Genomic DNA, 12,759 nt, shown 5'->3' with positions numbered 1-12,759 from the left:
GGCCGACTCCACCAACGCCACCGCGCCGGGTGCGGGCCCCGGGGCGAGGGGCGCGGGCCCCACGAGGTCGGCCGGCGCCTCCTCGAGGAGCAGGTGGGCGTTCGTGCCGCTGACGCCGAATGACGACACGCCCGCCCGCCGTGGCCGCCCGTCACGCGGCCACGGCCGGGACTCGGTCAGAAGCCGGACCGCACCAGCCGACCAGTCGACCTGACGGCTTGGCTCGTCGACGTGCAGGGTGGCGGGAAGGACGCCGTGCCGCATGGCCTGCACCATCTTGATCACACCCGCGATGCCGGCGGCGGCCTGGGCGTGGCCGATGTTCGACTTCAGCGACCCCAGCCACAGCGGCCGGCCGGCCGGCCGGCCCTCGCCATAGGTCGCGAGCAGTGCCTGGGCCTCGATCGGATCACCCAGCTTCGTCCCGGTGCCGTGACCCTCGACCACGTCGATGTCCGCCGGTCGAAGCCCGGCGCCGGTCAGCGCCCGCCGAATCACCCGCTGCTGGGCGCGGCCGCTCGGCGCCGTCAGGCCGTTCGAGGCGCCGTCCTGATTCACCGCCGACCCCACCACGACGGCCAGTACCCGGTGCCCGTTGCGCCGCGCGTCCGAGAGTCGCTCCAGCACCAGCGCACCGACGCCCTCGGACCAGCCCGTTCCGTCGGCCGATTCGGCGTACGACCGGCAGCGGCCGTCGGCGGACAGTGCGCCCTGCCGCGAGAACTCCACGAAGGGCTCCGGCGTCGACAGCACGGTGGCCCCACCGGCAAGTGCCAGGGAGCACTCGCCCCGGCGTAGTGCGGCGGCGGCCAGATGCATCGCCACCAGGGACGACGAACAGGCGGTGTCCACCGTGACCGCGGGTCCTTCGAACCCGAACACGTACGAGATCCGGCCTGAGGCCACGCTTGAGGCGGTACCGGTGGTGACGAAACCTTCGAGCTCGGGCGGCACCGGCGACCCGAAGCCCGAGCTGTGTCCCATGGCACCGACGAACACGCCGACGTCGCACCCGGCCAGCGGGGCCGGATCCATCCCGGCGTCCTCGAATGCCTCCCAGGAGACCTCGAGCAGCTTGCGCTGCTGCGGGTCCATGGCCAGCGCCTCGCGGGGCGAGATGCCGAAGAACGCGGCGTCGAAGGCGCCAGCCTCGGCGAGGAATCCGCCACGGTCGACGTGTGAGGTACCGGCCCGACCGGGAGCGGCGGCGAAGAGTGCGTCCAGGTCCCAGCCGCGGTCCTCGGGGAAACCGGTGGTGCCGTCACCTTCCTCGCTGATCAGTCGCCATAGATCGGCCGGATTCTTTACGCCGCCGGGTAACCGGCAGGCCATGCCGACGATCGCGATGCGCTCGTCGTCCGCATGCGGCCTGACGCCGACGTCGATCGCTGGATCCGGGCCGTGGCCGATGTCCGAACCAAGGATCTCCGCGCGCAGATGGCGGGCTAGCGACGCCACCCTCGGATGGTCGAAGATGATCGTGGCCGGCAGTACGAGACCGGTCGAAGCCGCGAGCCGACCGCGCAGCTCGACCACCGCGACCGATGACAGACCCAGGTCGCGGAAGGCACGGTCGGCGCGCAGGTCGTTCTCCGCACCGCGGCGGCGAAGCACGTCGCGGGCGTGGTCGCGGATCAGCTCCAGCAGCGTGTCCAGCTGTGCCCGCGGGCTCATCGCGGCCAGGCGGGCGCGCAGGGCGGCGGTGACTGCGGCGTCCGGCGCGGGGACCGCGGGTTCGGCCGGCTCAAGCTCACGCAGGAGGGTTGGCACTGGTACTCCGGGCGGCAGCCGCAGCCCGACCAACCCGGCCCGACCGCTACCGAGGGCCAGATCGACGGCGAACAGGAAAGCCTGCGGGGTGTCGTCGGAGGTCGGCCAGGCCAGCAGCGTGGCCGCTCGCCCGGCCCGCAAACGCCGGTCGACGAGCGCACGTGGCCAGTGCTCGGTGACCGGTTCCGGAGCGTTCGTCGCGGTGCCCAGCACCGGCGCGGAATCGGTCACCACGAGGAACGCCGTCGCGTCCGGGAAGATGTCGTCCAGGGCATGGCCAAGCGCGTCGTCCGCCGCGGCGTGGATCACCGTGACCGAACCGCCCGGTCCGGCGAGGTTGACGCTGTCGGCCGAGTGGAGATCGGCAAGCTGGACGATCTCGGCATCGCCCAGCCCAGGGTCATCGGGCGGCACGACACCGGCGGGAAGTCCGGCGAGTAGCACCCGGCGCACCCCGTAGCCGGTGACCAGGCGGCGCAGCAGGGCGGCTCCGCGCTCGACATCGGCGCCAGTGAGGACAACCGTGTCGGCCGGTCCCGGCCAGGCCTGGGGCCGGGGCTCGCCGTCCACCGGCACCCAGGCCAGGTAGGCGCCGTCCGGCTCGTCCGCGCGCCGCCAGCCGAGCTCGGCGATGCCCTCGTGGCGGCCGGTCGCGGCATACCGCGTCCAGGAGGGAAGGTCAGCCAGCAGCCGGCGGAGGATCTTGCCCGACGGCGTCCGCGGCACCGCTGCCACTTCGCGGATCTGCTCGGGTAGTTTGTACGCCGCGAGGTTTGCCCGGCAGCGTTCGATCGCGGACCACGGATCGAGACCGCCGGGACCCGTTACGACGTAGGCCACCGGCACCTCGCCGAGCACCTCGTGCGGCAGGGCCGAGACCGCGGCGTCGGCGATCCCGGGCACGGCCCGCAGGACCGACTCGATCTCCTCCGGGTGGATGTTCTCGCCGCCCCGGATGACCAGATCCTTGATCCGCCCGCAGATCGTGAGGTATCCCGCGTCGTCTCGGCGGGCGAGGTCGCCGGTGCGGAACCAGCCCGCGCTGAACGCGGCCGCTGTCGCCTCCGGGCTGTTGTGGTAACCCACCATGACATTCGGCCCGCGGACCCAGACCTCGCCCTCCTGCCTGGGCGGACGGTCCTGCCCGGTGTCGGGGTCGACCACCCGGACGTCGACGCCAGGTGCCGGCAGGCCGCAGGACCCCTCCACCCGCGCGCCGTCCGGAGGGTTCATCGTGATGGCCCCGCAGGTCTCCGTGCTGCCGTAGGCGTCGATGAGCGGGACGCCGTAGAGCTCCTCGAAGTCGCGCCGCAGCCGCGAACCCGTCACGGCACCACCGACCAGGCCGATCCTCAGGTCTGGCAGGGTCGGGCCACCCTCCCGGGCGAGCCGGACGAGGTGATGATAGGTGGCGGGGACACCCGCCACGAACGTCGCGCGCCGGGCGCGCAGCTCCACGAGCACCTCCTGCGCCGAGCTTCCGTCCATGAGGTGGGCGCTCGCACCGACCGCCGTCACCGCCAGCACGCAGGCGATGTGCGAGAGGCTGTGGAACAGCGGCAGGGGCCAGAGCACGCGGTCCTCGGGCCGGAGGCCGGGAACCGGAACGTAGCTGGCTGCCACGGACCACAGGCAGTTGCGCTGGGTGGACAGCACACCCTTGGGCCGCCCGGTTGTTCCGGACGTGTAGAACATGAAAGCTGGTTCGTCCAGCCCCAAGTCGTCTCGGGCCGGTCGGCCCGGGTCGGTGCCCGCGAGCCGCTCGACGTCACTCAACTCGGGCAGCGCGCGGGCCACCTCGGGCCGTTCGGGGTCCCGATCCGCGCCGACGACAAGCACCGTCATTCCGACCGGGCCGAGCTCCAAAAACTCCCCGGCGTGTGCCTCGTCGGTGACCACGAAGGCCGCGCCGCTGTCAGCCAGCAGGTAGCCCAGCTCGGCCCGGCTGGACTGCGGGTTCACCGGCACGCCGATACCCGCTGCGCGCAGGACTGCGAGATAGCCCTCGATCATCGCCACCCGGTTACCCAGGCAGAGAAGCACGGGTTCGCCTCGCCGCAGGCCGAATTCGACGAGGTGGCCGGCGAGTCGGCCGGTCCGGATGTACAGGTCGGCATAGGTCACCGAGCACTGAGAGTCGGAGAAGGCAATATGGTCGGTGAACCGCGCGGCGTGCTCTCGGAGAATATCGGGGAGCGGTCTGATCAGATCGTCACGCACGATAGCCACTAACTCCGTCAGGGGACCTGAGAGCCGTTAGGGGGCTGCCACCCGCTGCGGGCGGCCAACTACCAGCGGACTGGTAGTTTTCCTACACCGAACACCGAGCCTTTCAGGCGCAGCGGGACGTCTTCAGCAGGTATGGCGAGCCGTAGTTCCGGAAATTCTTCGAGCAATGCCTTCAGGCCGACACGTAGCTGAATTCGAGCAAGGTTCTGCCCAATACACTGGTGCACCCCGTGGCCAAAGGCCACATGGCCGGCGGTATCCCGGTCGATGGCAAGTCGGTTTGGGTCAGGGAACTTGTCCGGGTCGCGGTCAGCGGCCGGAAGCGACACCGTGATCGTCTCACCTTTCGCGACAAGATGCCCGCATAGCTCGATATCCTCAGACGCAGTCCGGAAGATCTCGTACTGGTTCACCGACAGGTAACGCAGCAGCTCCTCCACCGCGTTGTCCAGCTTTCCCGGGTCGGCACGCAACTCGGCGAGCTGGTCCGGGTGACTCAACAGCGCGAAGACGCCGACGGTGAGCGCACTCTCGGTGGTCTCATAGCCAGCGAAGAGCAACATGACCATCATGTTGTAGATCTCTTCGTCGTTCAGCTGTCCGCCACCGGCCAGCCTGCTGAGGATATCGTCCCCGGGATTCTGTCTTTTACGGACGACCAGTTGCATCAGCCAGGGCATGAGCGCCCCGAAGGCAGCTTCCATCTCCGGGAAGGTGCAATCCGGGTCGTGCATGACGGCGGGTGCGTGAGCGAAGTACTCCCGCTCGTCATAGGGAAAGCCGAGAAGCTCCGAAAGCATGCGTAGAACAAACGGCCGGCTGAACGCCGCAGACAGATCGGCTGGCCGGCCGCCGGCCCTCATCTCGGCTATCTGCGCGGCGGCGATCCGCTGTAGCCGCGGTGCCAGCTGAGCGAGCCGGCGAGCCGTGAACTCGCCGGTCAGCATCCGCCGGTAGTGCGTGTGCTCTGGCGGGTCGACGTGGATGAACATGCCCGGCTGAACCGGTACCGGAGGCACCGGTTGCCCGAACTTCTTCACCGGAAAATGGCCGGTCTCCAGGCTGTGGCTGAACCGGGAATCGCCGAGTACCCTCCGGGCAAGCTCGTAGCTGGAGGCGAGCCACCCGACATGGCCATCCGGGTAGATCATCCGTGTCAGTGCACGCGAGGGGCGAAGTTCATCGAAGATGGCGGCCGGGTCGAAACGATGGGTGCGGTCCCAGGGAACTTCGAACGAAACGGCTTCGGTCATTGCCTTCCTCGACGTAGATCGATGGCACTCCGTTTACTGCACCGCCAGTTTCCCGAGACTCTCGTAGGCAGTGGAGAGCGACTTCTCGGCGATCGGCTTCAGCGCTGCCATCTGGGGCACAATCTGAGCGAACGTCAGCTCGGAGTGGGCGAAGTGCAGGTCGTCGGCCAGGCCGATGGCACTGAGCACGGCCCTCACATAGGGCTCCTGGAAGTCCCAGCCTTCGCGCGGGGTGCCGGGGGCGTACGAGCCACCGCGGGCCGTCACCACGACCACCGACTTGGCGCGCAGGAGGCCGACTTCGGTGCCCGGGGCTATCATGTGCGCGGGCGTCACGATGCGGTCGATCCACGCCTTGAACGACGACGGAACCGTGTAATTGTACATCGGGATCGCGATGAGGAGCGTCGTGGCCTCACGCACCTCGGCCGTGAGGGCCTGGGTGAGCGCCCTGTCCTCCGGGCTGACGCCATGCTTCTCGGCGTTGCCCTCGACGTCGGTCTCCGGGTCGAACAGCCACTCACGGATGCCGTGGGTGATGTGCGGAATCGGCTCGACCCCGAGGTCCCGATAGACATAGCCGGCACCAGCGTGGTTCTGCCGCCACTGGTCCGCGAAGTAGGCGGACAGCTTGCGCGACGTGGACTCGCCCTGTCGGATGCTGGCGTCTATGTGCAGCAAGGAAGGCACAGCCAACCCCTCGCCTCTCGGATCGATGGCATACCCGCACTCGAAGGTGGACATCGAACGGGCTTCCCGGTCGATGGAAAGGCTAACCTCGGGGGCGACCTGCGCGGCATCCCTCAGTCTGGTATGCCGCTCAGCCGGATCCGGCGGCTACCTCCCGCTTCTTGATCCGTTCCCACCGGCTCGCCAGCTCGACCCGGGAGGACAGGCCGAGCTTGCGGAAGATCTTCTTCAGATGCGCCGCGACGGTGTGGGTCGAGATGAACATCTCCTGTCCGACCCTGGTGTTCGTCAGCCCCTGACTGACGAGTTCGGCGACCGCGAACTCCGTGTCGGTCAACTGCCCGACGCCGGCTCCGGACACGGTGGCGCCCACTCGGGGTATCCGGCCGCCCCGGATTCCGACGTCGCGCAGCTTGCGTGCCACCCGCGAGCCATCCCTGGAGGCTCCGACAGCGAGGTAATGGTCCGCGGCCTGTCTGAGCAGGTCGGCCGAGCCGCCCGATTCAGTCCGGCGCGCACGCAGCACGCTTGCGGCATCCTCCAGGGCCGAGGCCTGGTTCCGGCGGCCGATGTGCATCTCGGCCACCGCCACGAGGGCTCGGTCGTCGCCCCTGAACAACGCGCTCGCGTGCATCGCGGCGGCACGCAGCGCCCCAAAGGAGGGATTGCGGACCGACAGCGTCCGGACCCGCTCGACAGCGAGCTCGGCCAGGTCCTCATCACCGAGCCTGCGGGCCGCCCGGACCAGCCAGGCCGCGGCCTCGGGCTGGGCCGCCAGCAGCTCTCCCGCCAGCTGTTCGTCGGTCACGAGCCCACGCACGATCGGCGCGACACTCTCCGGCGCCTCCCGGACCTCGCGGACCTCAGCGCTCACCCAAGCGCTCTGACCCGGCATGTGCCGCGCGTGGCTCAGCAGTACACCGCTCATCAGCTGGTCGGTGTGCAGGAGCGCGGTGTCGATGTCTGCCCGGCGTAGCGCCCGGCGAGCCAAAATCATGTGGCCGATCGGCCGCATCACGTCCAGATCGATGCCGTCGAGCGCGGCGATGGCGGCCTCGGCCTCGTCGGCGGCGTCGTCCATCCGGTCGAGAGCGAACTGGATCTCTGCCCGGCACATGCCGGCGGACGCCCGAACCTTCTCCCCGAGTTCGCGAGGGCCATCAGCGAGAACGTCATCCAGCACTTGGTTCGCAGCCCGCAGATCGCGGGCGTAGGTCAGCAGAAACGCATACCAGACTCCGGCCATGGATCGGCAGTCCCGACCGACACAGGCCGAGCGCGCGTCCGTGGCGGCGCGCCCGGCGAGAGCCAACCCCCTGCCCAGATCGCCACCACGCCAGGTCCAGGCAGAAACCGTGACCAGCTGGTCCACCGCACAGGTCAGGTTCTCGCAGCCCTCCAACGGCCGGCGAACCCCGGACGCGTCGCTCATGGCGAGCCCGAGCCCGGCAACCGAGTCCCGGATCACTTTCATCACCTCTTCGCAGTCGCACGACAAGGGGTCTGAAGCACGACCAGCCCAGTGGCCTGAGCCTGCCCTCGCCGCCGAGGCGCTCGACGCGAGCAGGCCGTCTGACAACACCAGGCACGACTCCTCGTCCAGTCGAATGGCTGGCGGACCACGTCCAGCTCGCGGCGGACCAGGCTACGGACGGCCGCACTGCTCGGAGGCAGGCAGGTCGTCACATCGGACCCCGAGGGCTCCCTCCCGAACAGGGCCAGCGACCATGCCGCCGGCGACAGCCCGGTCCCACCGCTTTCTTCACCATTCCCAAACCAGGTTCCATCGTTGGCAGACCAATGTCAACATCGGCCATCGGGCTGCCCTTCTGTCGGGCGCACTGTCAGCGACCTCTTACCGGCAGACCGGCCCGCTGACACCTTGACGGCCATTACCCGACCGTCGATGCGTCATTCTTCGATGCGCTAAGCGAACCTTCTGAAGTTCCTGACCGACTCGCCGCCCAGGCAGACGAAACTGGTCACTTTACACTATTCCACCAACCTGGACGCCAACCCGCGAGCGGTCACGCCAGTGGCTTCTGGAGGTCGACGGTCCGCCCTCCCTCGAGGATCCCCAGACTCAGCGTCCATGCGCAGCTTGAGTAGGGTATACAACCTGGTCATGGCGCACATACGCGGCCAGGAGGCGGTCTTCCGCAACGAGCCACTCCGCGACCCCCTGTCCGATCCGACTCGCAAGGGTCCCCGTACGTCCAAGACAGTACCAGAAAAGTCCCGGAAAGCGACACCGATGGCCTTGGGACCTACGGACGGTGGCCGGATCCAACCATCCACACCCGTTATTCCTAGTCAGGCGCAGGATGACGGATCAGCGCGGGGCGCCATCTAAGACGGTCGGTTTTCCACTCGATTGGGGAGAGTGCGCCTTACGCCACAGCGGCTGGCGTCCCGTCCATATCCGAGCCCCGCCACAGCCTAGCCCGGCAGACAGGACCACAGCCCACCTGAGCCCTGTGGATCCGTTGGATCGATCGCACGTCGACGCCACTGGCATCCGGCGGGACGACGGCCGGCGACCGGCGGCCGCGATGGCCCGACCGATCCCCTGACAGCCGCACCGGTGCCGAGGCGGCCGGGTTCGGCGCGGCCATTCCACACGTGGGCAGCGCCGAACGATGGAACCACGGCCGTCGCGGCCGACCACCTGTCACCGCCTCCTGAAAACTGACCCTCAGGGGGCCGCGAAGGCTGACCCCTGCTGGTGTAGGAGGGGCGCTGAAGGTGGAGGACTGGGCGGAAATCCGCCGGTTGCCTCGGGTTGAGGGTGTACCGATCAAGGTGATCGCGCGGCGGTTGGGGGTGGCGCGGAACACGGTGCGGGCGGCGTTGGCGCCGGATCGGCCGCCGAAGTACGAGCGGGCGCTGCGGGGGTCGGTGGTCGATCCGTTCGAGCCGCAGGTCCGGGCGTTGCTGGCCCAGTGGCCACGGATGCCGGCGCCGGTGATCGCGCAGCGGATCGGCTGGCCGTATTCGCTGTCGCCGTTGAAGAAGCGGCTGACGGTGATCAGGCCGGAGTATGTGGGGATCGACCCCGTGGATCGCGTGGTCTATGAGCCGGGGCAGTTCACGCATTGTGATCTGTGGTTCCCGGCGCCTGTGATTCCGGTGGGCGCGGGGCAGGAACGGGTGTTGCCGGTACTGGTGATGACGTTGGCGTTCTCCCGGTTCCTGACCGCGAGGATGATTCCCTCACGCCAGGCCGTTGACATTCTCTCGGGTACGTGGCTACTGATCGACGGGGTGGGGCGGGTCACGAAGACGCTGGTCTGGGATCGGGAATCGGCGATCGAGGGGACGGGGCGGGTATCGGCGCCGGCGGCGGCGTTCGCGGGAACACCGGCGACCCAGATCAGGCTTGCACCGCCTCGGGACCCGGAATATAGGGGTATCGTTGAGCGGGCCAATGGTTATTTCGAAACGTCGTTTCTACCTGGGCAGCGGTTCATCTCCCCGGCAGATTTCAACAGCCAGCTCCCTGAATAGCTTACCCTGGCGAACACCCGTATCGTTCGGTCGATCGGAAGCCGTCCGGTCGACCTACTGGAGGCCGATCTGCGGTCGATGCTGGAACTGCCGCCGGTCGATCCGCCGATCGGGCTTTCCACCCGGGTCCGGCTCGGCCGGGACCACTACGTGCGAGTCGACTCGCCGCGCCATCCCGACCGCTACGATGGCGAGATCTTCTACAGACAGTCGTGGAAAGTCGTAGACAGTCGATGAGGTAGGTGAATGAGAGAGATTCGTGGAACTCCGCGGAGGAGACGAAGGGTCAGCTGGCGGGTGGTGTCACTGGCCATGCTGGTCTTGTTGGGACTGAGTGGATGCTCGGTTGGATCCGAGACCGCCGACGCCTCGGCCGGCACCACTGCCGACTCGGGGCAGTCCGGCACGGGGCAGAACCTGTCTCCCCAGGGTCACCGTAAACCGGTACCGGCACTTGCCGGAACGACCCTGGCCGGCAAGCACGCGGACCTTGCGTCACTGCGCGGCCGCGTCACCGTGGTCAATTTTTGGGCATCCTGGTGCCCCCCGTGCCGAGCCGAGACGCCGGTACTGGTCAAGGCCGCCCAGGACAATCCGACGGTCGCCTTTCTCGGAGTCGACGAAAAGGAGTCGGCCTCCGCGGCGCAGGCCTTCGTCCGCAGCTTCGCCGTCCCCTATCCCAGTATCGTTGACCGGCTCGGCACCCTCACGGCACGCTGGCCTTCCATTCCGGCCCTGCCAGTGACGTTCGTGGTCGATGCCGACGGCGATATCGCGGCCCGCTTCGCCGGCGGCGTGACCAGTGATTCGCTCGGTGCTGTCCTCGACAGCCTGGCCACCGAGAAGTAGGTGCAACGTTCCCGCTCGGACCTGTCGGCCTCGTCGATCAGCGTCGCCCGCGGGTGGCCGGATTGCGAACCAGCCGGCCGGGCAGAGCCCCCGTGGGCTCGTCCTCGCGGTAGGTGATGGTGCCGTTGACCATGGTGAGGGCGTAGCCCTCGGTCTTCTGCACGAGGCGGCGTCCGCCGGCGGGGAGGTCCCAGACCGCGGCGGGGCGGTGCAGGCGCAGCCGGTCGACGTCGATGATGTTGAGGTCGGCGCGCAGGCCGGGGCGCAGCAGGCCGCGATCGAGCAGGCCCACCGCCTCGGCGCCCGGACGGGTGAGCATCCGGACGGCCGCCGCCAACGTGATCTTCGGGCCGCGGGTGCGGTCGCGGGTCCAGTGGGTGAGCAGCGTCGTCGGGTAGCTGCCGTCGCTGATCGTGCCGTAATGGGCGCCGCCGTCGCCGAGGCCGACGATGGTATGGGGGTGCTGCAGGAGCTCGCGCACCGGTTCCAGGTCGCCGCCCTGGTAGTTGTTGGCGGCCAGCAGGAACACGGCGAGGCCGCCGCTGTCGACCATCAGGTCGTAGATGAGTTCCCGTGGGCTGACGCCCCGGGCGGCGGCGAGCGCGCCGACCTTCGCGTCCGCGGTCGGCTCGTAGTCGGGGTCCTCGGCGAGGACGTAGAGCTCGGCGTCCTGACTGGCGAAGTACCGGAAGATCGGGTTGGGATGCTCGGAGGGTTCGGCGAGAATCCGCGCGCGCCGGTCCGGGTCGCGCAGCGCCTCGACGCGCTGCGCCAGCGGCAGGTGCGCGATCTGCTGGTAGCCCGGGGTGAACACGAACGGGTGGAACGACAGGTCAAGGCCGAGGATCACCCCGACGGGACGGGGGAACACCTGGCCGCGGATCGGCGGTTCGCCGTCGCGGTTCGCCGCGTCGAGGGCGTCGAGGTAGAGCCGGGCGTGGTCGGGGAAGTGCGCGGAGGTCATCAGGCTGAACGACAGCGGCCCGCCGGAGGTCGCCGTCAGCCGCCGGAACAGCGCCACCTCCTCGATCGGGTCGTGCGCGCCCTGGCTGCCGATGAGCTGCAGCACCCCGGCGCCGGCGCGGCGTAGGCCGCGGGCGAGCGCGTGCAGTTCGGCCTCGTCGGCGCCGACCGTCGGGGCGAGTTCGCCGTCGGGGGTGCGGTGGCCGATGCTGCGCGAGGTGGTGACCCCGAGCGCGCCGGCGCGCACCGCCTCGGCGACGATCGCGGTCATCGCGTCGAGGTCGGCGGCGGTGGGAGCCTCCCGGTCGGCGCCGCGCTGACCCATGACGTGCACGCGGACGGCGGCGTGGGGTAGCTGCGAGGCGAAGTCCAGGTCCGCCCGGCGCTGCGCCAGCGTCGCCAGGTAGTCGGGATAGGACTCCCAGGTCCACGGCAGACCCTCGGCCATGACGATCTCGGGGATGTCCTCGACACCTTCCAGCACCTTGATCAGCAGCTCGCGGTGCTCCGGCGCGCAGGGCGCAAAGCCGACGCCGCAGTTGCCCATCACGGCGGTGGTGACGCCATGGTTGGACGACGGCGCGAGGCGCTGCTCCCAGGTGACCTGGCCGTCGTAGTGGGTGTGGATGTCGACGAAGCCCGGCGTCACCAGCCGGCCGTCCGCGTCGATCTCCTCACGGCCGGTGCCCTCGACGCGGCCGACGGCGGCGATCTGGCCGCCGGTGACCGCGACGTCGCCCTCGACGAGCGGCCCACCGCTGCCGTCGGCGATCAGCCCACGACGGATCACCAGGTCAAAGTGTGTAGCCACCTGCCCACCTCCCATGAACGAGCATTCACACTATGGGAAGGGTGAGCGGTGTCACGCAACCGAATGGCCTCCGCATCGGCCTAAGTACTCGCGCTCAGGCGCGCTGAGTGGCCGCGCTCAGGCGCTATCGGCCTTCGGCCGCCACTGTTGATTCCGTGAGTGAGCATGACGTCCGCGAGTGAGCATGACGCCGTCAGCGAGCAAGACGCCGTCAGCGAGCAAGACGCCGTCAGCGAGCGCGGCGCGCCGCGGCCGCGCCGCATCGAGATGGCCGCCGCCCTGCGCGTGCTGCTCGCGGTGGTCTGGATCGCCGGCCCGCCGTGGACGCTGTGGCAGGCGGTGATCACCAGTGCCGGCTTCTTCGGGGAGCAGCCGAGTCAGGAGGAGCTGCTGGGCAGCGGCCGGTACCTGCACCTCGGCGCGGCGATCGCCCTCGGCGTCCCCCTGCTGGGTCTGCTCCTGGCGATGGCCGTCGGCGACCGCGGCGCCACGTGGCGTTGGCTCGCCGCCTGCGTCCTCGGCGTTCTGGCCGCGGCGTTCCTCCTGTGCCTGAGCCGCGGCTACCGGCCGGACCCCGCGCCGCGTCCCGCACCTGCCCCGGTGCACTGCCGGGCGTACAGCGGTGGATATTCGAACTGCCCGGGCGGCTGACCGGGACGGGCGCAGGGTGGCGCGGCGGCGCGGCGG

Annotated in this window: 7 protein-coding genes and 1 pseudogene; 3 read left to right on the top strand and 5 right to left on the bottom strand. The window is 69.4% G+C overall.

All coding sequences use genetic code 11. The features are described 5' to 3' along the window. From MXD58_RS09290 to MXD58_RS30660, 4 genes are all read right to left on the bottom strand, one after another. Positions 1–3,990: AMP-binding protein (locus tag MXD58_RS09290; RefSeq protein ID WP_250609199.1), on the bottom strand; the 3,990-nt coding region annotated here is incomplete at its 3' end. Positions 3,991–4,058: 68 nt separating this feature from the next. After that, positions 4,059–5,252, bottom strand: a complete 1,194-nt coding sequence (locus MXD58_RS09285; RefSeq protein ID WP_248839538.1) for a cytochrome P450 — start codon at positions 5,250–5,252, stop codon at positions 4,059–4,061. 33 nt (positions 5,253–5,285) lie between these two features. After that, the gene (locus tag MXD58_RS09280; protein ID WP_248839537.1) at positions 5,286–5,996 is read right to left on the bottom strand and encodes an FMN-dependent NADH-azoreductase; all 711 of its coding nucleotides are present in this window, start codon (positions 5,994–5,996) and stop codon (positions 5,286–5,288) included. A gap of 76 nt (positions 5,997–6,072) precedes the next feature. Further along, a complete protein-coding gene (locus MXD58_RS30660; RefSeq protein ID WP_248839536.1) occupies positions 6,073–7,410 on the bottom strand; it encodes a helix-turn-helix transcriptional regulator in 1,338 nt (445 codons plus the stop codon). A gap of 1,271 nt (positions 7,411–8,681) precedes the next feature. Between MXD58_RS30660 and MXD58_RS09270 the strand changes: the two are divergent. Together MXD58_RS09270 and MXD58_RS09265 are read left to right on the top strand one after the other, a co-directional pair. Further along, positions 8,682–9,614: pseudogene (locus MXD58_RS09270) on the top strand (IS21/IS408/IS1162 family transposase); the annotation flags it as partial. Between the two features lie 147 nt (positions 9,615–9,761). Continuing rightward, positions 9,762–10,298 carry a TlpA family protein disulfide reductase gene (locus MXD58_RS09265; protein ID WP_248839535.1) on the top strand — a complete coding sequence of 179 codons (537 nt, stop codon included), beginning with the start codon at positions 9,762–9,764 and terminating at the stop codon, positions 10,296–10,298. Positions 10,299–10,335: 37 nt separating this feature from the next. Here MXD58_RS09265 and MXD58_RS09260 read toward each other — a convergent pair whose 3' ends face one another. Next, positions 10,336–12,072 (bottom strand): N-acyl-D-amino-acid deacylase family protein, encoded by a 1,737-nt coding sequence (locus tag MXD58_RS09260; protein WP_248839534.1) that lies wholly within the window; start codon positions 12,070–12,072, stop codon positions 10,336–10,338. A 165-nt stretch (positions 12,073–12,237) separates the two neighbouring features. On the opposite strand from MXD58_RS09260, the gene MXD58_RS09255 reads away from it, so the two are divergent. Further along, a complete protein-coding gene (locus MXD58_RS09255) occupies positions 12,238–12,723 on the top strand; it encodes a hypothetical protein (RefSeq protein WP_248839533.1) in 486 nt (161 codons plus the stop codon). Positions 12,724–12,759: the final 36 nt, after the last annotated feature.

Origin of the sequence: Frankia sp. AgKG'84/4, from assembly GCF_023242965.2 — a bacterium.
Lineage (GTDB): Bacteria > Actinomycetota > Actinomycetes > Frankiales > Frankiaceae > Frankia.
This window is presented reverse-complemented; position numbering and strand designations above follow the sequence as displayed.

Excerpts from the sequence above, each read along its gene's own strand:
- MXD58_RS09285 (WP_248839538.1), bottom strand. The coding sequence starts at position 5,252 with ATGACCGAAGCCGTTTCGTTCGAAGTTCCCTGGGACCGCACCCATCGT.
- MXD58_RS09280 (WP_248839537.1), bottom strand. The coding sequence starts at position 5,996 with ATGTCCACCTTCGAGTGCGGGTATGCCATCGATCCGAGAGGCGAGGGG.
- MXD58_RS09265 (WP_248839535.1), top strand. The coding sequence starts at position 9,762 with ATGCTGGTCTTGTTGGGACTGAGTGGATGCTCGGTTGGATCCGAGACC.
- MXD58_RS09255 (WP_248839533.1), top strand. The coding sequence starts at position 12,238 with ATGACGTCCGCGAGTGAGCATGACGCCGTCAGCGAGCAAGACGCCGTC.